The sequence below is a fragment of the Pararhizobium arenae genome, from assembly GCF_001931685.1.
Classification (GTDB): domain Bacteria; phylum Pseudomonadota; class Alphaproteobacteria; order Rhizobiales; family Rhizobiaceae; genus Pararhizobium; species Pararhizobium arenae.
Window position 1 is genome coordinate 170,480 of record NZ_MOOY01000002.1, and the last position, 19,395, is coordinate 189,874.

The window sequence follows — 19,395 nt, forward strand, 5'->3', positions numbered from 1 at the left end:
CGATGGATGGCAAGCTGTCGACCTATCATCGCAAACGCGACTTCAAAAAGACAATCGAACCTTCCGGGGAAATCGAGGTCCATCCGTCGAAGCGGTTGCGTTTCGTAATTCAGAAACACGATGCGACGCGCCTTCATTATGACCTGCGGCTGGAACTCGACGGCGTGTTCAAGTCCTGGGCCGTGACTCGCGGCCCGTCTCTTGATCCGGCAGACAAGCGGCTTGCGGTGGAGGTGGAGGATCATCCCCTCGAATATGGCGATTTCGAAGGCTCCATCCCCAAGGGGCAGTATGGCGGCGGCACCGTGATGCTGTGGGACCGCGGTTACTGGGAGCCTGAAGGAGAGACGTCGCCGGAAGCGGCGCTGAAAAAGGGCGACTTCAAATTCGTCCTTCACGGCGAACGCCTGAAGGGCAGCTTCGTTCTGGTGCGTATGAAAAGAGACCGGGAGGGCAGCAAGCGCACCAACTGGCTGCTGATCAAACACCGGGACGATGTTTCCGTCAACAAGAACGGCGATGCGATCCTGAAACGGGAAGCAACCTCCGTTGCCTCCGGTCGCGACATGGAAACCATCGCGGCTGGAAAGGGCCGCAAACCGAAACCGTTCATGCTCAACAAGGCTGCGGTCGATGCCGACGCCGTGTGGGATAGCAAGCAGGGGCTTGCGGCCGATCTGCGGGCAGCCGGGAAGGCGAAGCCACGGCCCGGCAAGGCACGTTCGACAACGGAAGTGCCCGCCTTCATCCCACCGCAGCTCTGCAAGATCGCGGAGCGTCCGCCGGTCGGCGACGGCTGGCTGCACGAAATCAAGTTCGATGGATATCGTGTCCAGATGCGGATTTCGGGCGGCGCAGTCGAACTCAGAACCCGGAAAGGTCTGGACTGGACTGAACGCTTCGGGGAGATCGCCAAGGACGCCGCAAGCCTGCCGGACGCGATCATCGATGGCGAAATCTGCGCGCTCGACGAGCATGGCGCCCCGGATTTTGCCTCCTTGCAGGCAGCGCTCTCGGAGGGAAAAACCGAGGAGCTTGTCTATTTCGCCTTCGATCTGCTTTTCGACGGAGAAAAGGATTTAAGAGACCTGCCCCTGGTGGAGCGCAAGGCTGCTCTCGAAAATCTGCTGGCAAGCGCCAAAACCAGCCCCCGTATCCGCTATATCGATCATTTCGATACCGGAGGCGACGCCGTCCTGCGCTCCGCGTGCCGGCTTTCGCTGGAGGGTATCGTTTCCAAGAAACTCGATGAGCCCTATCGATCCGGCCGCAGCGATACATGGGTCAAGTCGAAGTGCCGGGCCGGGCATGAGGTGGTGATCGGCGGCTATGCCCTGACCGGCGAAAAGTTCCGGTCATTGCTGGTCGGGGTCTACCGCGACAAGCACTTCGTTTATGTCGGTCGTGTCGGAACCGGTTTCGGTGCAGGCCGCGCCGGGATGCTGATGGAGACGCTTCAACCTCTGGAAGTGTCCCGCTCCGCGTTCACGGGTATCGGCGCGCCGAAAAAGACGCCGGACATCCGCTGGGTCAAGCCGGAGGTTGTCGCCGAGATCGAATTTGCCGGATGGACCGGTGACGGTCAGGTACGACAGGCCGCGTTCAAGGGCTTGCGCGAGGACAAACCTGCCCGCGAGGTGACGACAACCGAGCCGGCTCCGGTCGATCAGGCAGAGGCGGAGCCTGCAGCCAGAACGCCGGCACGAACGGGCAAGGGAAAAAACGCGAAGGCGCAGGTGATGGGCGTGATGATCTCGAGCCCGGACAAACCGCTCTGGGACGATGGCGATCAGACCGTCACCAAGGAAGAGTTGGCCCATTACTACGAGGCCGTCGGTGAACGGTTGATGGGCCATGTCCGGGGCCGGCCCTGCTCGATCATCCGGGCGCCGGACGGCATAGGCGGGCAGCAGTTCTTGCAGCGCCATGCTTCACCGGGCATGTCGAACCTGCTGGAACTCGTCAAGATCGCCGGCGACAAGAAACCCTATCTGCAGGTCGATCGCGTCGAGGGACTGGCGGCGCTGGCGCAGGTGGCCGCGCTCGAACTGCATCCATGGAATTGCCAGCCGGGCAAGCCGGAGGTTCCCGGCCGCCTGGTCTTCGACCTTGATCCTGGTCCCGACGTTGCCTTTTCCCAGGTGGTCGAGACTGCGCGGGACATGCGCGACAGGCTTGAGGCCCTGGGGCTTGTCAGTTTCTGCAAGACGACCGGTGGCAAGGGATTGCATGTGGTCACGCCGCTCACGGCTGCCAAGTCGCCGGATTGGGATGCGGCGAAAGACTTTGCGCACCGTGTTTGCGACCAACTGGCCGAGGAAAAGCCTGAACTTTACGTAACGAAGATGGCGAAGAACCTGCGGAAGGGCCGCATTTTCCTCGACTATCTGCGCAACGATCGCATGGCGACGGCGGTCGCGCCGCTCTCGCCGCGCGCACGGCCGGGGGCCACCGTCTCGATGCCGCTGACATGGAGCCAGGTCAAGTCCGACCTCGATCCCAAACGCTTCACGGTCCGCAGCGTGCCGGCGCTTATCGCGAAAAGTGATGCCTGGAAAGACTATTGCGATAGCGAAAGATCGCTCTCAGAGGCGATCCGTCGGCTGGACAAGGGAAGCTGAGGGGGAGCTTTGTTTCTCGTGCCGGACCTACGTCTTCTTTGACCGTTTGTTGTCGGCCTCGACGGATTTGCGCAGCGCGTCCATGATGTCGATGACATTGTCGGGACGCTCTGCCTTTTCCGGTTCGGCCTTCCGTGGTGCCGTAGCCTTGCGGCGCTTCTTTTTCGACGCGATGATGTCGAGAAGATTGTCCTGCACCGGATCGGAGACCATCTTGCTATCCCAGGTTTGGGTGTGCTTCTTGATCAGCTTTCGGATCAGCGGCAGGGCTTCCTTTTCCGGTTTCGCGGCTGACAGTCCCTTGAAATAATCGGCTTCGTCGCGAACTTCGTTGCCGTAGCGCAGTGTCCAGAGCACGATGCCCTTGTCGCGCGGTTCCAGCATAACGGCCCGTTCGCGCCGGCCGAGCACCAGCCGGGCAATGCCCACCATGCTCTGCTTTTCCATGGCTGCCCTGATGACCGCGAAAGCTTCCTGGCTCACCTTGTCGTTGGGCGAGAGGTAATACGGCGTGTCGAGCCAGATCCAGTCGATCTCCTCTCGCGGCGTGAATGTCGAGATATCGATGGTTTTCGTGCTTTCCAGCGCGACGTGCTCGAGGTCTTCGTCCTCGAGCATCACGTAGTCGTCTTCGGCGCGCTGGTATCCCTTCACCTCGTCACGATCTCGCACGACCTTGCCGGTAACAGCATCGACATACTGGCTCATCACCCGGTTTCCGGTTTCTCGGTTCAGGGTGTGGAACTTGACCTTGTCGCTGTCCGAGGTCGCAGGCGTCATCTCGACCGAGCAGGTCACGAGCGAGAGCTTCAGATAACCTTTCCAATAGGGCCTCGTTGCCATGGAGCCTCTTCCTTTCAGGCGGACTTGCGTTTTGTCGAGCGCGGTTCCGCGGTTTTTTTACTGCCTTTTGCGGCAGGTTTGCGCGATGCGTTGGTATTGGCCGATTTGAGCGGGGTCGCGGCCTTCTTGCCCGCGGCGCTGTCTCTGAGGGCCTGCAGCAGGTCGCTGGGTTTCGATGCTTTCGGCACCTTGGGCTTCTTGAACGTCTTGCCCTCAAGCTTCGCCTTTACCAGGGCGGCGAGTGCATCCTCGTAGCGGTCGTCAAAGCCGCTCGCGTCGTAGCTGCCTTCCTTGGTGCCGATAATGTGGGCGGCGAGATCGAGCATCTCCTTGTCGATCTTGACGGCAGAAATGTCGTTAAAGGCTTCGTCGGCCGGACGGACCTCGTAGTCGTAATTCAGCGTCGTTCCGATCAATCCGTCGCCATGGGGGCGAATGAGCAATGTTCGCAGGCGGCGGAAGAGAACGGTGCTGGCGATAGCCGCGACCTTGGCCTCCCGCATGCCGTCACGCAACAGGGCGAAAACGTCCGCGCCGTTTTCCTGAGGCGCGATGTAGTAGGGCTTGTCGAGATAAAGGATGTCGATCTCGTCGCAGGGGATGAAGGCCTCTATTGCAAGCACCTTGTCGCTTTCCGGGATGGCGGCGGCGATCTCCTCCGGCTCCAGCATCACATATCGGCCATTGCCGGTTTCATAGCCCTTGACCTGCTCGTCATGCTCGACGGTATCACCGGTTTCGCTATCGATGAACTCCCGGCGCACACGGTTTCCCGTCTGGCGGTTGAGGATGTTGAAACTTATGCGATCAGAGGCGGAGACGGCGGTGTAAAGTCCCACCGGGCAGGTGACCTCGCCGACCTTGATATGGCCCTTCCAGTTGACCCGAGGCGTGCCCATTCGATTTTGCTCCTGCTCGTCGCTCTTAGTTTTCCTGAAATTCAGGCGTTCAGAATCCGAAGCCCGTTTTCGTTCAGGGACGATAGGAATTTGGTGCGTGTCGTATCGACCGCTTCCTGATCATCCAGCACGGCGTTGCAGGCCTGAACGGCCTCGTCGTAACGGGTGCCGAATTTGTCCGAAAAGATCGAAAGCAGGGCTTCCAGCGCCTCTCTCGGGCCGGTTACGGTGTAGGGATAACCGTCGGAGGTTTCGAACTGCACGGGCGTAGGCCATATCTTTTGGCTCATGTTTCCGAACCTTCTTATGGTGACGATCAATGCTTAACCCGTTGAAGCGCAGTTCGTTCCGTGGTGTGGAACATTTGGACCCGTTCGACGTTGCGGTCCAACCGCAATCACAGAGAACCCGCTCCTTGAACACATCCATTATCGAACCAGGTCGTAACGCCTGGGCAACTGCCACCGCAAACCATCTGGCGTTCCTTATCGACGGTGCTGCCTATTTCCGCGAGCTTGTCGCGGTGCTGCCGTTGGCGCAGAAGGAAATCTGGATCATCGGCTGGGATTTCGATCCCGATATCCGGCTCACGCCGGGAGAGGAAGACAGCCACACGCTTGGCGATTTCCTGCAAGCGCAGCTCGATAGCAAGCCTGATCTGCAAATCCGAATTCTTGTCTGGGCGATGGGCCCCGTCTATTCCGGAAAATCCCTGAAGCTGTTCCAGCGCGAAGGTTTTCTGGCGCACGAGCGCGTTCGCATCGAGTTCGACGGCCGGCATCCGCTGTGGGGATCGCATCATCAGAAGGTGGTTGTCATCGACGACGCGCTTGCTTTCGTCGGCGGCATCGATCTGACGGCGCGGCGCTGGGATGATGGCCGCCATTTGCCGTCTAATCCGTTGCGCGTGAGCCCGGATGGAAAACCCTACGAGCCGGTCCATGACCTGCAGGTCATGGTTGACGGCGAGGCCGCACGGCGTCTGGGCGATATCGCGCGGCGGCGATGGGGGCGTGCCACGCGCGAACTCGTTCGCCAACCGCCGGAGACGACCGAACTCTGGCCTTCGGAGCGGCCAGCCGATCTTTGCAATTGCCGCGTTGGCATTTCCCTGACGGAACCGGAAACGAGGCGGAGCAAGGCGTTGGCGCAGTCCACCCAGCTCGCGCAGGATGCAATCGCCCGCGGGCGGGGATGCATCTACATCGAGGCGCAATATCTCGCCTCCTTCGGGGTGGCCGAAGCTCTGGAGAAACGTCTTGCGGAAGAAGACGGTCCTGAGATCGTCATCGTCGTGACGCGCATTTCTCATGGATTTCTCGAAAAGCTGTTCATGGGCAAAAACCGTGACAGGATCATTCGGCGGCTGAAGCGGAGCGACGTCCGGGACCGCCTCTGGGTCATGTACGCCGTGGTGCCCGACGAGAAGGGCGAGGAGCAGGAAATCCTGGTGCACTCCAAGTTGCTGATCGTGGACGATATTTTCGTTCGTATCGGCTCCTCCAACCTCAACAACCGCTCCGAGGGGCTGGATACCGAAGCCGATCTTTCGATCGAGGCGTATCGCCCCGAGGAGCGTGAGGCGATCGCTCACCTCAGGCATCGTCTTATCGCCGAACATACCGCTGGTGAGGCCGCAGCTATTGCTGCGACATTTGCCTCATGCGGATCGTTGATGCGCACCATCGAAACGCACAACACCAACCGGCGAGGCCTGCGGCATTTCGATGTCGACGTTTCAAAAGGCGCTGTCAATCCGGTTGCCGGAACCGCGATCATCGATCCGCCACGCCCGTTCCGGCCGCTTGGGACCTTACGTGATCACGTCCAGCAGGTCGGTTCACGTCTTCTGGGGATGTTCGTCTAGCTCGGGCTCATCGGCGATCACGACCTCGCTCGCGCCCAGCAGCAACAGCCCGAGGGCAAGGGGAATGAAATAATAGACGACGCGAAAGGCGATGACGGCCGCGAGCGCTTCGGCGCCCGGCAGGATATGGGAAACCGTCGCCTCCAGAACGCCGATACCGCCGGGGATATGGCTGACGATCGCGGCGACATTGGCTATGATCGAGACGGCCGCGACCTTCAGGTAGTTGGCATCGGAGAGTGCCGAGAGCATCTGGTGAAGGCTTGCCGCGACGAAGGCAAAATTCATGGTGCCGACCAGAACCTGCAACGCGGCGATCTTCAGGGTCGGCAATCTGAAGCTGTGGCCGCGCAGGGTGATCGAACGCCTGAGGACGGCGGAAAGACCGACGTAGCAGAGCGGTATAAGAGCGGCAACGGCGGCCACGGCCATTACCGCGGTCGGTCCAAGGCCCGTCATCGACATCGCATCCTGCGGCCTGAGAAAGAGCGCCAGCGACCCCAGCGTCGAAAGCCCGAGCGCGACCGTGACCCCGCAAAAGACGACGATCAGGGCGACATCTGCGGATGACAGGCCCCAGCGGGAATAATAGCGATAGCGCACGGCGGCGCTGCTGAGCGCCGCGACGCCGACGTTGTGTCCGATCGAAAGGCTGACAAAGGAAGCAAGCATTGTCTGATGGAGCGGCAAGGGCTTGCCGATGTAGCGAACGCCCAGAGCATCAAAAAAAGACAGGCATAAATAGGAGGCGGCGGCAAAGGCGAGGCTGAACGCCAGGTTTGACGCAGGTATCGCCAGAAGCGCGTCGTAGATTTGAGCGACGGTATATTGCCGAAGCGTCTGGAAGAGCAGATAGGCGGCGATGGCGACGGCGATGAAGACCATAGCCTTGAAAATATAACGTAAGATCATTTGTCCTGCGCTTCAGTTGGCAATTGACGATGACGGCGGAACGAAATGGCGGGTCGATCGGTTCCCTTGCCCATGAACGAACCCACACCCATCTCTACCCCGACCTTCACCGTCCTGAGTTACAACGTTCACAGCTGTATCGGCACCGACCGGAAACTGGATGTGAAACGCGTTGCCGATGTCATCGCGGAAAGTGCTGCGGACATCGTGCTGCTGCAGGAGCTTGACGTCGGGCGCAAACGCACCGGCGGGACCGATCAGGCTGCCGAGATCGCATCCCATCTCCGGATGGACCCGCACTTTCATCCCGCCCTGCACCTAGAAGAGGAGAAGTACGGCGACGCGATCATGACCGCGCTTCCCTCGCAACACAAACGCTCTGCCGGCATCCCATCCTGGGGAGAGCCACGCGGGGCGATATGGGTGCAGGTCAGCGTGGCAGGGCAGCCGGTCAATATCGTCAATACCCATCTGGGCCTGAGGCGAGGGGAGAGGATGGCGCAGACGCTCGAACTTCTGGGAAAGGGGTGGCTTGGCCATCCCGAGCAAATGGAGACCCCGACGATCTTTGGCGGCGACCTGAACGCGGTCCCGTCGTCAGCGGTTTTCAAGGTGCTTCGCGATCGGCTCGGATCCGATCGGCGGGCAGGCCGGCTGCGGCCCACCTTTCCGTCGCGGTTTCCTTTGCTTCGGCTCGATCATTTATTCTGCAACGCGCATGTCGAAATCATCGATATCGACGTGCTTGCGACGCCGCTTGCCGTGAAAGCCTCCGATCACCTGCCGCTGCTTGGTACGTTCCGGCTGCGACAAGGGTAATTGGTCGTCAGTCAGGCTTCCTGTTGGTGAAACGGGCGTTGCCGAGGCCGGTGCCGATCGTCATAACACCCCAACGGGACACATCCTCCATGAACGGAAGCTGCGAAAGCCCCTGAACCACCGCGTCGTTGTGCATTATTACCAGGGTTTCGTGGTCGTGAATCGTCGGTATCGCCTTGGTCACGGCAGTCGGCAGATTGAAATGATCGCTCTCCCAGTTTCCGCCGGGCAGGTTGTGGCCGCCGCGCTTGATGGCGCCATCTGGATTGACGATGCCGGGGCAGGCGATGCCGATCAGCGGCGCAAGCTTCAGCTTGCCGGCCTTGCCCACAAGACCGTTCAGCATGTCGGCGAGGCGGTCGATGGCGGCGCTTCGGCTGGGCTGGTCGTCGGCATGGCGCCAGATATCGGATTCGCGGACGGAGGCATCGACGATGCGGTGCTTTTCCCGGACAAACTCGACGATGCCAGCCCGCATGTTGGTGCCGCCGATGTCGACGGCGAGGATGGCGTTATGGCCCTTCAGCATCCAGGACGGCATAAGGTGCACCGAGCCGATGAGACCGGCGTCATCAGGGTGGTGGGTGATCGGCACAAGGTCGATGTTCACGCCGCCGGCGCGCAGGATCATGTTCGCGCGGGCAATGGCGATCTGTCCCGCGCGGCCCTCCCGAAAGCCGCCGCCGACAACGATGCGTTCTGTCTTGGCCCAGGATTTGAACGTCAGGTATTTCTCGATGACTTCCGCGAAATCGCGGGAAAAGTCTTCAATCGCGGCCATGGCCAAAGCCATGCTGAGAGCGTCCCCGCTTTCAAGAAGCCCGTCCACCTTCTTCTTGGAAATCGGGTCGGTAAGATTCTGTCCGAGCGGGTCGTCCGCGTATTCCCGCAGGACCTTGCGCCAGTCGTGAAGCTTGACCTGGAAGGCGCCCTTGTTGGCTTTGTCACCGATGAAATGGCCGCGCTCACGCTCCTCGTTGTTGTAGTCATCGACCACAACCGATGGAAGTTCGGTCGCGCCGTGACCGAGAGGCGTGTGTCCCTGCGTTTTTTGGGCCGCGCGCGTTTGTGGCATAGACGAACCTTTCGGGTGAAGTGAGCCGCAGGCACAACGTCATTGTGACGCGGATGTTCCAGCCGACGTTTCCCTTGCCGTGATCGCCGCGCGAGCTACTTGCTCTCCTGTTCGAAGCCGGAGGATGGATCGTGCAGGATGATGACGTGACAGTACCGATGCTGGAAGCCTTGATGGGGTCTCCCGGCGAATGGGCCCTGTTTCTGGACATCGATGGCACACTCCTCAACCTCGCGCCGACGCCGGATTCGATCGTGGTTCCGCCGGAACTGCCCGGCCATCTCGCGCAACTGCACCGGAAGCTGGGCGGAGCCATGGCATTGGTGACCGGGCGTTCGCTCGATTATGCCGACAGGCTCTTTCGACCCCACGTCTTTCCGCTCGCCGGCTTGCATGGCGCGGAGTTCCGGGATGCAGCCGGTGTGTCCGTCGTTGCCGAAACCGATGCCTTCCAAGGGCTGAAGCATTTGCTGGTGAAGGAGGCGGAGGCCTATCCCGGTGTCCTGATCGAGGACAAGGGAGCGGCCGTCGCGGCGCACTACCGGCTGGCGCCGGATTACGAGAAGGTGCTGGAGGAGCGTATGCTTCACTACGCGGCGCTTGCCGGGCCGGAATGGACTCTGCAGCCGGGCAAGATGGTGTTCGAACTGCGCCCGGCCCGGGCGAGCAAGGGGGACGCTGTCCGGCGTTTCCTGCAGGCGGAACCGTTCAAGGACAGGCGGCCCGTCGCCATCGGCGACGATCTGACCGACGAAGCGATGTTTGCCGTTGCCAATGACTTCAGCGGTCTGTCCGTCCGTGTCGGTGCAATCGATGCCCCGAGCCACGCCCGGCACCGGCTTTCGTCGCCGGCGCTTGTTCGCAACGTGCTGAAAGCCATGGCCGCGCAGGCTCGGTCTTTGCCGTAAGTTCGTCGGCAAAAGTATAAAGAGGCTTACCTCTCAGGTTACTCAGTCCTGGCGTTCTTCGTGTGCCTCGATCAGGGATGCCGTGTGTTCGGCAATCTCGCGAAGCGCGGCGGCGACCTCCGCACGGCTCCAGCCGGCGCGGACGGATTCCTCGATCAGTTGCTGCACTTTGCCCTCGAGCGCCTCGCGGCAATCGGCCGCTCGGTTTTCATATTCGTTTTCTTCTTTCGGTGGTCGCACGGGTTGCATGGGTTACTCCTTGATGGGTGTAGCGAAATAGACGTCTGTCCGGGCTCGCCGGATGCGGGACAACGCGATGCATCATCGCTGTCGTCGTCGCTTTCAGCGTGATCTCCTGAGTTCTGCGATATGGAGCGGAGCGCCTGACCGGCAAGACCTCAAACAGCCAATCGCCGGGAACCATTGCGATCCATGATCGTTCGCCTTCCAAAGGAAAGGAGCCTGTCATGTCGATTGAAGACTATGCAAAATCCCTGTTGGCCGAAGTAGGAGCGAAGCCTGATCCAGCACCGGAGGACACAGTCTGCGAGCCGGAAAAGGGCCAGCGACAGAAGCCGAAGCCCAACACGCCGGACCCGCAGGAGGTCCAGTATCCCGGTTATTTCAAGGGGCGTGGCAGCCTCTGACCAGCAGCGAAATGCGTGCGTATTCACGGCTCTCCAGTTCCCCGGAGCCGGCGCATGCGTTGACCATCGCGACTATCGCATCGACCGTGGCGGAACATTTCCCTGATTGTTGCGTATGCGAGATTTGGGGGCTTTGCGCTTTAAAATTATTGAATGCCTCCCCTACCGATGTGCCGTCACAATGGGCGGGACAGGAGGTGCTTTGATGGAAAAAGATCGTAAAACCAGGGGTGTATCCCCAAGAGGCGTGTTCGAGGAGACGAAATCGGCTGCGCTGGAGGCGATTGCCGCCCAGAAGGCTGCCGAACGTCTCAAGACGGAAAAACTGAGAGCGCTGCGGGAGCAGCGCGATAAAAATGACGCAGGCAAGAGTGCATCGTGAAAGCTTGGAATGAGATTGAACGGCGGCGCCTATGGGATCATTCCGTGGCAGCCAAAACGACGATGGGACAGTTTATCGAGGCTGATGCGCGTTTTCTGGAGTGGATCGAGGACTGGATCAGCGGAGCTATCCCAATGTCGGAGGTCCAGCGTCGTTATCGCGACCTGCTTGTGTCGAGACGAAAGGAATAGTCTCGATCAAGGTACACAATGATGGAACCTCCGGCCTTTGGCCTGGTTGTCGAGAAAAGCCGGAGAACCATCGTGCAGAACAGCCCACAATTCGAGGTCGGAGACCTTCGCCGCACCAAGGATTGCCAGGCCCGTGTCGATCAACTGATTGCAGAGGTGGTCGATGTCATGGTCACGAATGGCTGGGACAGCCTGGAAGTGCTCGAGGCGGCAGAAGTATCGCTCAAAAAGCGATGGAGATCGATCGAGGCCGATCCAGACCCTGCTGACGAGGTCAGCGAACTGTCGACAAGGCCGATAGGCGATCATCATCCCGCAAAGTGACGCCTGTCGGGTGCGACGGACGGGTCAGAATTTCCTGCTCAGAAACGGGGAGTTCTGCTCACCGAAACGCCACAAGGTTTCTGCCGCTTTCGTTATGCCAATTCGTTTTCCCACGACACATTCGGGAGCCTCAGCGGGAGCGGTGAGTTTGAAGATGGGGTTGCTCAAGGGAACGCCATCCAAACTTCTGTCAATGGCCAGCGCCTGACAGAGCTTTCCGGGGCCACTGCAAAGTTTTCGCACACCGATATCGCCACGCCGCTGTTGCATGATGTCGAGGCCGCTTGTCGGTCGCAGTGCCCGGATCAGCACGGCGCTTCCGGGCAGGCACACGAAGTTCAGGCACCAGTGAAGGCCGTAAGAGCGGTAGACATAGACATGCCCGGCACTGCCAAACATTGAACGATTTCGCGGTGTCTGGCCGCCAAAGCTGTGCGAGGCAGGATCGTCCGGCGAATAGGCCTCAGTCTCGACGATAACGCCGCCCACATCATCGACCAAAAACTGCCAGCCGATAAGATCGGCAGCCACGTTCTCGGCGGGTCGTTCGAAAAAACCTGTCGGTGGTTGCGTGGCGGAGCGGATCGGCATTGTCGTTTTTTGCACGTCTTCTTGATGGAATGAAGAACGAGCACTTACACCGTTATCAATCGTACAAGGTGCCTTCGGCGCCCAATCGCCGCCGGGCCAGTTCCCGAATGGCATCCCCCGCGACGCCAAAATCCCATCCGACACTCTCAGCGCGTCTGGCAAGCGCTTCGAAAACCTCGGGAAGATCAGGACCGGCCGCTGCGGCGACATTGACGTCCGATAGTTCAGCCAGATCGTCGAATGACGGCTTTATCGCCGCGACTGCGTCTTCAAGCGAAGGCGTACCCGCGGGATGCGAAATGGATTTCATCGGTGACATTCTTAACTCCTCGACAGTGCTCGCCGTCATCCAGGCGGATACAATCGCCTTGCTCCAAATCGGCTCGACGATTTTCGTCAGATTTGTACCGGTTTGATGGTTCCGACCGAGATTTCGCCTTCGAGCACGCCTCGTTTCAGGTCCGCGCGGCCGTGATCCACTTCAATGACGGTATAGAGCTTCTCGGAGCGGAAGGCGCTTGCATTGCTGGTTGTCACGTCCTCTGCGGGCGCGGAGTCGATTTCCATGAAATCAAGTTCCCGCTCGGTCGCCACGATGCGCGCATCACCCGAGGTACGCGCGGCGACAACCACAACGCCCTGATAGGGAGAGTTATCCCAGCGCGGGTCGTCCGCCTCCGCGGTTGGTTCCAGCCGGTAGATGTTCAGAAGCTCACGCGTATCGCCGGTGGTGGTGGCGTCATCCTGCTGCGACCTGCTCTCCGCCGATCGTCCGAATGTCGTTGAACTGGTCGCATTGGTGGGGCCGAGATCGGTCTGATCGTTCGTGGCGTTGGACATCATGTATTCCTTCTCAATAAGGATGGACCGACTATCCGCTGGGCGCGAATGCGGCCGCGCCGTCGTTTCGTGTCGGCAAAAAAGCGACGGCCTTGCGGGGAATGACAGCATTCTGCCATTTCAGCGGACCGAACTCCAACTGATGGGGTGGCGGAAAGTTCCAAGGCTCTTTTTGCACATCAAGATGCCGTGCAGTTGCCATACCTGGCACAAGCTTTGCTTCTTAAAATCAGCCGAGTGGATCAACGGTGACGTTAAGGGGTAGAGATTGTTTCAAGTCATTGAAGGTGGGCGAAGGGGCTCGTTACCGCCGAAGGAAGTGCCTGCGGATACATCGCAAATCGTAGCGGAAGGCCGTCGACGGTTGAGCGAGGCGGGTGTCGATCGTTATGAAGCCCGCGAGCGTCTGACGGGCATGTCCATGCCGGCGCCGGTCAGGCATTTAAGGATGCAGATCGAATTTGCGGTTCAGGCGCTTTCGCAGCTGTCTCCGACCCCTCAGGATATCACGGCGGACCACTACTGGCCGTCAATGTAAAAACGGGCCACCCAAGAGGGTGACCCGTTAGAAGGTCAGGCAGCCTTGCCCTGGCCCTTCGCATTGGCAGAGGCCTCGGCGAGCGCCGTCAGCTTCTTGTCGGTCGCTTCTTCTTCCTGAAGATTTGCCTTGAGAAGCGGAATGGCGTCCTTCAGTCCGAGCTGCTTGGCCCAGGCGATCAGGGTGCCGTAACGAGCGATTTCGTAGTGCTCGACCGCCTGCGCCGACGAAATGAGGCCGGCGTCAAGAGCAGGAGAACCCTTGAAGTCCTCGATGATTTCTTCGCCTTCTGCAAGGATGCCCTGGATCGCTTCGCAGGTTTTGCCACGAGCAGGTTTTCCGAGGATTTCGAAAACCTGTTCCAGACGTTCGATCTGGCCCTGGGTTTCTTCGCGGTGCTGAAGAAAGCCCGCCTTGCCTTCCTCGGACTGTGCGGCGCGGGCCATCTTCGGCAGTGCCTTCAGGACTTGCTTTTCAGCAAAGTAAATGTCCTTCAGCGTATCCAGAAACAGGTCCTCAAGCGTTTTGGTAGCCATTGTTCTCTCCATGGGTGTGAATAAGGATGACGGCTACAAACTTATCGGACGTGGAATCGTTCCCTCATTTCCAAAGGGTCTCTATCCCTGCGCTATTCTCTGACCTGTGCGCTTTGAACGATTAATCGCACCTGGAAACGAATTTTCCTGTAGAGGAGTAATTCTCTGCTGCAACAAGAGGTATTTGATGTCAGGGAAAAGCGACAAGATCGGACATGCAGCCCTTTCGCAGGATCCGCATGCGGTACGTGAGCCGCGCGAAAACAATCTCGAAATGGCAATCGGTCACGAGGTTCGCACCTATCGCAAGACGCTCGGCATCACGGTCACCGACCTTGCCACTGCCACCGGCATGTCGGTCGGCATGCTGTCGAAGATCGAGAACGGCAATATCTCGCCATCCCTGACGACCCTGCAGGCCCTTTCACGCGCACTTGGCGTTCCGCTCACTGCATTTTTCCGCCGCTTCGAGGAGCCGCGCAACGCGATCTTCGTCAAGGCAGGGCAGGGCGTTAACATCGAACGCCGCGGTACGCGGGCCGGCCATCAGTACAGCCTGCTCGGCCATATCGACAACAACACCAGCGGCGTCACCGTCGAGCCCTATCTGATCACGCTGACCACCGATTCCGACGTCTTCCCGACCTTTCAGCACGAGGGCATGGAGTTCCTCTATATGCTGGAGGGCGAAGTGGTCTATCGCCATGGCGAGCAGCTTTACACCATGCAGGCCGGCGATAGCCTTTTCTTCGATGCCGATGCTCCGCATGGACCCCAGGAACTGGTGCATCTGCCGGCCCGCTATCTGTCGATCATCAGCTATCCGCAGCGGCATCCACAGACCGACTGAATTTTCTTTTCAAGAAAAAACTATTCTTCACAATTGATTTCACGTCAGGCCCATGTTAGCTCTTCAGTCGGTAACGAATGGAGGCGCAAGTCATGTGCGGAATTGTTGGATTGTTCCTGAAAGACCGGAGCCTGGAGCCGCAGCTGGGGACGCTGCTCTCCGATATGTTGATCACCATGACCGACCGCGGACCGGATAGCGCGGGCATTGCCATTTACGGCACCGCGGCCGATGGCCGGGCGAAAGTCACCATCCAGTCCGCGAGCCCGGACACCGATTTTGCCGGCCTCGCCGATGCGCTGAAGGCCAAGGGTCTCGATACTTCCGTTGTCGTAAAAAGCACCCATGCGGTTCTGGATATTCCGGCCGACAAGACGGGTGATATCCGCGAACTCCTGGCCTCCGTGCGCCCGAACGTGCGTGTCATGGGCTCCGGCGACAGCGTCGAGATTTACAAGGAAACCGGCCTGCCGAAGGATGTGGTTTCGGTCTTCGATGTGCGCTCGATGTCGGGTACCCACGGTATCGGCCATACCCGCATGGCGACGGAATCGGCGGTCACCACGCTTGGCGCCCATCCGTTCTCGACCGGCGACGACCAGTGCCTCGTGCACAACGGCTCGCTCTCCAACCACAACAACATCCGCCGCGAACTCATTCGCGAAGGCATGACCTTCGAAACCCAGAACGACAGCGAAGTTGCCGCCGCCTATCTCACCTCGCAGATGGCCAAGGGTAAGGATCTCGGCGAAGCGCTGACCGGCGCGCTCGATGATCTCGATGGCTTCTTCACCTTCGTCGTCGGCACCAAGTCCGGTTTCGGCGTCGTGCGCGATCCGATCGCCTGCAAGCCCGCCGTCATGGCCGAGACAGACCAGTATGTTGCTTTCGGCTCGGAGTACCGCGCGCTGGTCAATCTGCCGGGCATCGAGACGGCCCGCGTCTGGGAGCCGGAACCGGCGACCGTTTACTTCTGGGATCACGAGAAGGCGGCCTGATCCATGGATGCAGCCGCACAGAAAGAAAGCTCAAGAACCATGTCCGTTTTCGACCTGTCGATCACGCCCTTGCGTGAATTGAACAGCGCCCTGCACAATATCTCCGCCGGCACCAATGATATGAATTTCGAGGTCATCAACCCGCGCGGCAGCCATTCTGTCGCCGTCGGCATCGATGCGCCCGTGACCGTCAATGTCCACGGTTCGGTCGGGTATTACTGCGCCGGCATGAATGACGGTGGGACCGTGACGGTTCATGGCTCGGCCGGGCCGGGTGTCGCCGAAAACATGATGTCCGGTATTGTCGTCATCGAAGGGGACGCCAGCCAGTATGCCGGCGCCACCGGCCGCGGCGGCCTGCTCGTCATCAAGGGCAATGCGGCTTCGCGCTGCGGTATCTCGATGAAGGGCATCGATATCGTCGTTCACGGCAATATTGGCCATATGTCGGCCTTCATGGGGCAGTCCGGCAGTCTCGTCGTGCTCGGCAATGCCGGCGATGCGTTGGGGGATTCGCTCTACGAAGCCAAGCTCTTCGTGCGCGGTACGGTCAAGAGCCTTGGCGCCGACTGCATCGAAAAAGAGATGCGGCCGGAGCATATCGAGCATCTCGCCAAGCTGCTGGAAAAGGCCGGGATCACCGACGTCAAGCCTGAGGAGTTCAAGCGCTACGGCTCGGCCCGAAAGCTTTACACCTTCAATATCGACAATGCCGACGCATACTGAGGCGAGGGAACACGCATGAGCTATCACAACCCCTACACCCCGCCGCGCAAGTCTGCGACCTTCGACGATCAGACGCTGGCCGAAATCCGCCGCGCCGCCGCAACCGGGATCTACGACATCCGTGGTGGTGGCACCAAGCGCAAAGTCCCGCATTTCGACGACCTGTTGTTTCTCGGCGCCTCGATCTCGCGCTACCCGCTCGAAGGCTATCGCGAGAAGTGTGACACCTCCGTCGTGCTCGGCACCCGCTTTGCCAAGAAGCCGATCCACCTGAAGACGCCGATCACCATTGCCGGGATGAGCTTCGGGGCCCTGTCGGGCAATGCCAAGGAAGCCCTTGGCCGTGGCGCCACCATCTCAGGTACCTCGACCACGACCGGCGACGGTGGCATGACCAATGAAGAGCGCGGCCATTCGCAGACGCTCGTCTATCAGTACCTGCCGTCCCGCTACGGCATGAACCCGAAGGACCTGCGCCGCGCCGATGCCATCGAGGTGGTTGTCGGCCAGGGCGCCAAGCCCGGCGGCGGTGGCATGCTGCTCGGCCAGAAGATTTCCGATCGCGTCGCCGAAATGCGCACGCTGCCGAAGGGCATCGATCAGCGCTCTGCCTGCCGACACCCCGACTGGACCGGCCCGGACGATCTCGAGATCAAGATCAATGAATTGCGCGAAATCACCGATTGGGAAAAGCCGATCTATGTGAAGGTCGGCGGCGCGCGGCCCTATTACGATACGGCCCTTGCCGTCAAATCCGGTGCTGACGTCGTCGTTCTCGACGGCATGCAGGGCGGCACGGCCGCCACGCAGGACGTTTTCATCGAGAATGTCGGCATGCCGATCCTCGCCTGCATTCGTCCCGCCGTTCAGGCGCTGCAGGATCTCGGCATGCACCGTAAGGTACAACTGATCGTCTCCGGCGGCATCCGCTCCGGGGCTGACGTGGCGAAGGCTCTGGCCTTGGGCGCGGACGCGGTTGCCATCGGCACGGCGGCGCTCGTTGCGCTCGGCGACAACGACCCGCGCTGGGAAGAAGAATACCAGAAGCTCGGCACGACTGCCGGCGCTTACGACGATTGGCACGAAGGCAAGGACCCCGCCGGCATCACGACACAAGATCCTGAGCTGGCAAAACGTCTGGACCCGGTTGCCGCGGGCCGCAGGCTTGCGAACTACATCAAGGTGATGACGCTGGAGGCGCAGACGATTGCCCGCGCCTGCGGCAAGAACCACCTGCATAACCTTGAGCCCGAAGACCTCTGCGCTCTGACGATGGAAGCGGCTGCGATGGCGCAAATCCCGCTCGCCGGCACGAACTGGTATCCGGGCAAGGGAGGGTTCTAAGCAGGAAATCATTACGGGAGCTGCATCTGGGAGGATGCGGCTCCTCTTGCAATTGCGTGTCTGATAGCCAACCAAGGGGAACGATGTGGCACTGGACCTTTCCAAATTTGCCGCCGAAAAGGGCATTAAATATTTCATGATCAGCTTCACCGACCTGTTCGGTGGACAACGCGCCAAACTGGTTCCGGCAGAAGCGATTGCCGATATGCAGAAAGATGGCGCGGGATTTGCCGGTTTCGCGACCTGGCTCGACCTGACGCCTTCCCATCCCGATCTTTTCGCCATGCCGGACCCGTCTTCCGTCATCCAGCTTCCGTGGAAGAAGGATGTCGCTTGGGTCGCCGCCGATTGCGTAATGGATGACAAGCCGGTCGAGCAGGCGCCGCGCGTCGTCTTGAAGCGGCTGATCGCCGAGGCCGCAGAGGCTGGCCTGCGGGTCAAGACCGGCGTCGAGCCCGAATTCTTCCTGATTTCGCCGGATGGTTCGACGATCTCGGACGAGTACGATACGGCTGAAAAGCCCTGCTACGATCAGCAGGCCTTGATGCGCCGTTACGATGTCATCGCCGAAATCTGCGACTACATGCTGGAACTGGGTTGGAAGCCCTACCAGAACGACCATGAAGACGCGAACGGCCAGTTCGAGATGAATTGGGAATATGACGACGTTCTGCAGACCGCCGACAAACATTCGTTCTTCAAGTTCATGGTGAAGTCGGTTGCCGAAAAACACGGCCTTCGCGCTACCTTCATGCCCAAGCCCTTCAAGGGGCTGACAGGCAATGGTTGCCACGCCCACATCTCGGTCTGGGACCTGGATGGCAAGGTCAATGCCTTTGCCGACAAGTCGATGGATTTCGGCCTGTCCGCGCAGGGCCGCACCTTCCTCGGCGGCATCATGAAGCATGCCTCGGCGCTTGCCGCCGTCACCAATCCGACGGTCAATTCCTACAAGCGCATCAATGCACCGCGTACGATCTCCGGCGCGACCTGGGCGCCCAACACCGTCACCTGGACCGGCAACAACCGGACCCATATGGTGCGCGTGCCCGGTCCCGGCCGCTTCGAGCTTCGTCTGCCGGATGGCGCGGTGAACCCTTATCTGCTGCAGGCGATCATCGTCGCTGCCGGGCTTTCCGGTATCCGCACGAAGGCCGATCCGGGTCGCCACTACGATATCGACATGTATCGTGAAGGCCACACAGTCACCGATGCACCGAAGCTGCCGCTGAACCTGCTCGACGCCTTGCGCGAATACGAGAAGGACACGGCGCTGCAGCAGGCCTTGGGAACGGAGTTCTCCGCGGCCTATCTCAAGCTCAAGCACGGCGAGTGGAACAGCTACTGCTCGCAGTTCACCGCCTGGGAACACCAGACGACGCTTGACGTCTGACGGTCCATTTCCGTTCCAATACACCATCGATCCCTGCGCTATCAGCGCGGGGATGTGTTCCCGCATGCTTTTCTGAAAGTCTCGCCTTCGA

The 19,395-nt window shown here is 60.1% G+C and carries 24 protein-coding genes; 14 read left to right on the plus strand and 10 right to left on the minus strand.

Annotated elements, in window-relative coordinates; translation table 11 throughout:
• The first annotated feature begins 2 nt into the window (after window positions 1–2).
• Entirely contained in the window at window positions 3–2,621 is a 2,619-nt protein-coding gene (gene ligD, locus BLX89_RS04235; protein WP_075289411.1) for a DNA ligase D, read from the plus strand.
• Window positions 2,622–2,648: 27 nt separating this feature from the next.
• Here ligD and ku (BLX89_RS04240) read toward each other — a convergent pair whose 3' ends face one another.
• The 3 genes from ku (BLX89_RS04240) to BLX89_RS04250 are packed head-to-tail and all read right to left on the minus strand — an operon-like array spanning window position 2,649 to window position 4,653.
• Window positions 2,649–3,464, minus strand: a complete 816-nt coding sequence (gene ku / locus BLX89_RS04240) for a non-homologous end joining protein Ku (protein WP_075289412.1) — start codon at window positions 3,462–3,464, stop codon at window positions 2,649–2,651.
• A 14-nt stretch (window positions 3,465–3,478) separates the two neighbouring features.
• Complete coding sequence (gene ku, locus BLX89_RS04245) at window positions 3,479–4,363, minus strand: non-homologous end joining protein Ku (protein WP_075289413.1); 885 nt, start codon at window positions 4,361–4,363, stop codon at window positions 3,479–3,481.
• Window positions 4,364–4,404: 41 nt separating this feature from the next.
• Window positions 4,405–4,653, minus strand: coding sequence for a DUF982 domain-containing protein (locus BLX89_RS04250; RefSeq protein ID WP_075289414.1), 249 nt, complete (start codon window positions 4,651–4,653; stop codon window positions 4,405–4,407).
• Between the two features lie 125 nt (window positions 4,654–4,778).
• Between BLX89_RS04250 and BLX89_RS04255 the strand changes: the two genes are divergently transcribed.
• Window positions 4,779–6,230, plus strand: coding sequence for a phospholipase D-like domain-containing protein (locus BLX89_RS04255; RefSeq protein ID WP_075289824.1), 1,452 nt, complete (start codon window positions 4,779–4,781; stop codon window positions 6,228–6,230).
• On the opposite strand, the gene BLX89_RS04260 is transcribed toward BLX89_RS04255, so the two are convergent.
• A complete protein-coding gene (locus tag BLX89_RS04260) occupies window positions 6,204–7,142 on the minus strand; it encodes a lysylphosphatidylglycerol synthase transmembrane domain-containing protein (RefSeq protein WP_075289415.1) in 939 nt (312 codons plus the stop codon). The genes BLX89_RS04255 and BLX89_RS04260 overlap by 27 nt on opposite strands.
• Window positions 7,143–7,214: 72 nt before the next feature.
• On the opposite strand from BLX89_RS04260, the gene BLX89_RS04265 reads away from it, so the two are divergent.
• Entirely contained in the window at window positions 7,215–7,961 is a 747-nt protein-coding gene (locus BLX89_RS04265) for an endonuclease/exonuclease/phosphatase family protein (RefSeq protein WP_075289416.1), read from the plus strand.
• A 7-nt stretch (window positions 7,962–7,968) separates the two neighbouring features.
• On the opposite strand, the gene BLX89_RS04270 is transcribed toward BLX89_RS04265, so the two are convergent.
• Window positions 7,969–9,036 carry an ROK family protein gene (locus BLX89_RS04270; RefSeq protein WP_075289417.1) on the minus strand — a complete coding sequence of 356 codons (1,068 nt, stop codon included), beginning with the start codon at window positions 9,034–9,036 and terminating at the stop codon, window positions 7,969–7,971.
• Between the two features lie 158 nt (window positions 9,037–9,194).
• Here BLX89_RS04270 and otsB point away from each other — a divergent pair, with 158 nt between their 5' ends.
• On the plus strand, window positions 9,195–9,944 hold the full coding sequence (otsB, locus tag BLX89_RS04275) for a trehalose-phosphatase (RefSeq protein ID WP_075289418.1): 750 nt from the start codon (window positions 9,195–9,197) through the stop codon (window positions 9,942–9,944).
• Window positions 9,945–9,986: 42 nt separating this feature from the next.
• On the opposite strand, the gene BLX89_RS04280 is transcribed toward otsB, so the two are convergent.
• Window positions 9,987–10,193, minus strand: coding sequence for a hypothetical protein (locus tag BLX89_RS04280; protein WP_075289419.1), 207 nt, complete (start codon window positions 10,191–10,193; stop codon window positions 9,987–9,989).
• A gap of 218 nt (window positions 10,194–10,411) precedes the next feature.
• Here BLX89_RS04280 and BLX89_RS04285 point away from each other — a divergent pair, with 218 nt between their 5' ends.
• The 4 genes from BLX89_RS04285 to BLX89_RS04295 all read left to right on the plus strand — a co-directional run bounded on the left by BLX89_RS04285 (window position 10,412) and on the right by BLX89_RS04295 (window position 11,488).
• Window positions 10,412–10,591, plus strand: a complete 180-nt coding sequence (locus BLX89_RS04285; RefSeq protein ID WP_075289420.1) for a hypothetical protein — start codon at window positions 10,412–10,414, stop codon at window positions 10,589–10,591.
• Window positions 10,592–10,796: 205 nt separating this feature from the next.
• Window positions 10,797–10,973, plus strand: coding sequence for a hypothetical protein (locus BLX89_RS24110; protein WP_210187153.1), 177 nt, complete (start codon window positions 10,797–10,799; stop codon window positions 10,971–10,973).
• A gap of 44 nt (window positions 10,974–11,017) precedes the next feature.
• Window positions 11,018–11,164: a hypothetical protein gene (locus BLX89_RS24595; RefSeq protein WP_158025936.1), complete on the plus strand. Its 147-nt coding sequence runs from the start codon at window positions 11,018–11,020 to the stop codon at window positions 11,162–11,164.
• 72 nt (window positions 11,165–11,236) lie between these two features.
• Window positions 11,237–11,488: a hypothetical protein gene (locus tag BLX89_RS04295; protein WP_143523491.1), complete on the plus strand. Its 252-nt coding sequence runs from the start codon at window positions 11,237–11,239 to the stop codon at window positions 11,486–11,488.
• Window positions 11,489–11,512: 24 nt separating this feature from the next.
• Here BLX89_RS04295 and BLX89_RS04300 read toward each other — a convergent pair whose 3' ends face one another.
• The 3 genes from BLX89_RS04300 to BLX89_RS04310 all read right to left on the minus strand — a co-directional run bounded on the left by BLX89_RS04300 (window position 11,513) and on the right by BLX89_RS04310 (window position 12,919).
• Window positions 11,513–12,079, minus strand: a complete 567-nt coding sequence (locus BLX89_RS04300; protein WP_075289423.1) for a DNA-3-methyladenine glycosylase — start codon at window positions 12,077–12,079, stop codon at window positions 11,513–11,515.
• A gap of 55 nt (window positions 12,080–12,134) precedes the next feature.
• Window positions 12,135–12,398, minus strand: a complete 264-nt coding sequence (locus BLX89_RS04305) for a hypothetical protein (RefSeq protein WP_075289424.1) — start codon at window positions 12,396–12,398, stop codon at window positions 12,135–12,137.
• A 77-nt stretch (window positions 12,399–12,475) separates the two neighbouring features.
• Entirely contained in the window at window positions 12,476–12,919 is a 444-nt protein-coding gene (locus BLX89_RS04310; protein WP_075289825.1) for a hypothetical protein, read from the minus strand.
• A 268-nt stretch (window positions 12,920–13,187) separates the two neighbouring features.
• Here BLX89_RS04310 and BLX89_RS24115 point away from each other — a divergent pair, with 268 nt between their 5' ends.
• A complete protein-coding gene (locus tag BLX89_RS24115; protein WP_075289425.1) occupies window positions 13,188–13,457 on the plus strand; it encodes a hypothetical protein in 270 nt (89 codons plus the stop codon).
• A gap of 35 nt (window positions 13,458–13,492) precedes the next feature.
• Here BLX89_RS24115 and BLX89_RS04320 read toward each other — a convergent pair whose 3' ends face one another.
• A complete protein-coding gene (locus tag BLX89_RS04320; protein ID WP_075289426.1) occupies window positions 13,493–13,993 on the minus strand; it encodes a YciE/YciF ferroxidase family protein in 501 nt (166 codons plus the stop codon).
• Window positions 13,994–14,180: 187 nt separating this feature from the next.
• On the opposite strand from BLX89_RS04320, the gene BLX89_RS04325 reads away from it, so the two are divergent.
• The 5 genes from BLX89_RS04325 (at window position 14,181) to glnT (ending at window position 19,304) form a co-directional block, all read left to right on the plus strand.
• The gene (locus BLX89_RS04325) at window positions 14,181–14,843 is read left to right on the plus strand and encodes a helix-turn-helix domain-containing protein (RefSeq protein ID WP_075289427.1); all 663 of its coding nucleotides are present in this window, start codon (window positions 14,181–14,183) and stop codon (window positions 14,841–14,843) included.
• 92 nt (window positions 14,844–14,935) lie between these two features.
• Window positions 14,936–15,841, plus strand: a complete 906-nt coding sequence (locus BLX89_RS04330; protein ID WP_075289428.1) for a class II glutamine amidotransferase — start codon at window positions 14,936–14,938, stop codon at window positions 15,839–15,841.
• 39 nt (window positions 15,842–15,880) lie between these two features.
• The gene (locus tag BLX89_RS04335) at window positions 15,881–16,567 is read left to right on the plus strand and encodes a GltB/FmdC/FwdC-like GXGXG domain-containing protein (RefSeq protein ID WP_075289826.1); all 687 of its coding nucleotides are present in this window, start codon (window positions 15,881–15,883) and stop codon (window positions 16,565–16,567) included.
• A 15-nt stretch (window positions 16,568–16,582) separates the two neighbouring features.
• A complete protein-coding gene (locus BLX89_RS04340; RefSeq protein ID WP_075289429.1) occupies window positions 16,583–17,911 on the plus strand; it encodes an FMN-binding glutamate synthase family protein in 1,329 nt (442 codons plus the stop codon).
• Between the two features lie 85 nt (window positions 17,912–17,996).
• Window positions 17,997–19,304 carry a type III glutamate--ammonia ligase gene (glnT, locus tag BLX89_RS04345; RefSeq protein WP_075289430.1) on the plus strand — a complete coding sequence of 436 codons (1,308 nt, stop codon included), beginning with the start codon at window positions 17,997–17,999 and terminating at the stop codon, window positions 19,302–19,304.
• Window positions 19,305–19,395: the final 91 nt, after the last annotated feature.

What these genes read in the sequence shown, in the direction of transcription:
- BLX89_RS04305 (WP_075289424.1), bottom strand. Translation starts at nt 12,398, where the DNA reads ATGTCACCGATGAAATCCATTTCGCATCCCGCGGGTACGCCTTCGCTT.
- BLX89_RS04340 (WP_075289429.1), top strand. Translation starts at nt 16,583, where the DNA reads ATGAGCTATCACAACCCCTACACCCCGCCGCGCAAGTCTGCGACCTTC.
- BLX89_RS04265 (WP_075289416.1), top strand. Translation starts at nt 7,215, where the DNA reads ATGAACGAACCCACACCCATCTCTACCCCGACCTTCACCGTCCTGAGT.
- BLX89_RS04325 (WP_075289427.1), top strand. Translation starts at nt 14,181, where the DNA reads ATGTCAGGGAAAAGCGACAAGATCGGACATGCAGCCCTTTCGCAGGAT.
- ku (WP_075289413.1), bottom strand. Translation starts at nt 4,363, where the DNA reads ATGGGCACGCCTCGGGTCAACTGGAAGGGCCATATCAAGGTCGGCGAG.
- BLX89_RS04335 (WP_075289826.1), top strand. Translation starts at nt 15,881, where the DNA reads ATGTCCGTTTTCGACCTGTCGATCACGCCCTTGCGTGAATTGAACAGC.
- BLX89_RS04320 (WP_075289426.1), bottom strand. Translation starts at nt 13,993, where the DNA reads ATGGCTACCAAAACGCTTGAGGACCTGTTTCTGGATACGCTGAAGGAC.
- BLX89_RS04260 (WP_075289415.1), bottom strand. Translation starts at nt 7,142, where the DNA reads ATGATCTTACGTTATATTTTCAAGGCTATGGTCTTCATCGCCGTCGCC.
- BLX89_RS04250 (WP_075289414.1), bottom strand. Translation starts at nt 4,653, where the DNA reads ATGAGCCAAAAGATATGGCCTACGCCCGTGCAGTTCGAAACCTCCGAC.
- BLX89_RS04270 (WP_075289417.1), bottom strand. Translation starts at nt 9,036, where the DNA reads ATGCCACAAACGCGCGCGGCCCAAAAAACGCAGGGACACACGCCTCTC.
- ligD (WP_075289411.1), top strand. Translation starts at nt 3, where the DNA reads ATGGATGGCAAGCTGTCGACCTATCATCGCAAACGCGACTTCAAAAAG.
- BLX89_RS04310 (WP_075289825.1), bottom strand. Translation starts at nt 12,919, where the DNA reads ATGTCCAACGCCACGAACGATCAGACCGATCTCGGCCCCACCAATGCG.
- otsB (WP_075289418.1), top strand. Translation starts at nt 9,195, where the DNA reads ATGCTGGAAGCCTTGATGGGGTCTCCCGGCGAATGGGCCCTGTTTCTG.
- ku (WP_075289412.1), bottom strand. Translation starts at nt 3,464, where the DNA reads ATGGCAACGAGGCCCTATTGGAAAGGTTATCTGAAGCTCTCGCTCGTG.
- BLX89_RS04330 (WP_075289428.1), top strand. Translation starts at nt 14,936, where the DNA reads ATGTGCGGAATTGTTGGATTGTTCCTGAAAGACCGGAGCCTGGAGCCG.
- BLX89_RS24110 (WP_210187153.1), top strand. Translation starts at nt 10,797, where the DNA reads ATGGAAAAAGATCGTAAAACCAGGGGTGTATCCCCAAGAGGCGTGTTC.
- BLX89_RS04300 (WP_075289423.1), bottom strand. Translation starts at nt 12,079, where the DNA reads ATGCCGATCCGCTCCGCCACGCAACCACCGACAGGTTTTTTCGAACGA.
- BLX89_RS04280 (WP_075289419.1), bottom strand. Translation starts at nt 10,193, where the DNA reads ATGCAACCCGTGCGACCACCGAAAGAAGAAAACGAATATGAAAACCGA.
- BLX89_RS04285 (WP_075289420.1), top strand. Translation starts at nt 10,412, where the DNA reads ATGTCGATTGAAGACTATGCAAAATCCCTGTTGGCCGAAGTAGGAGCG.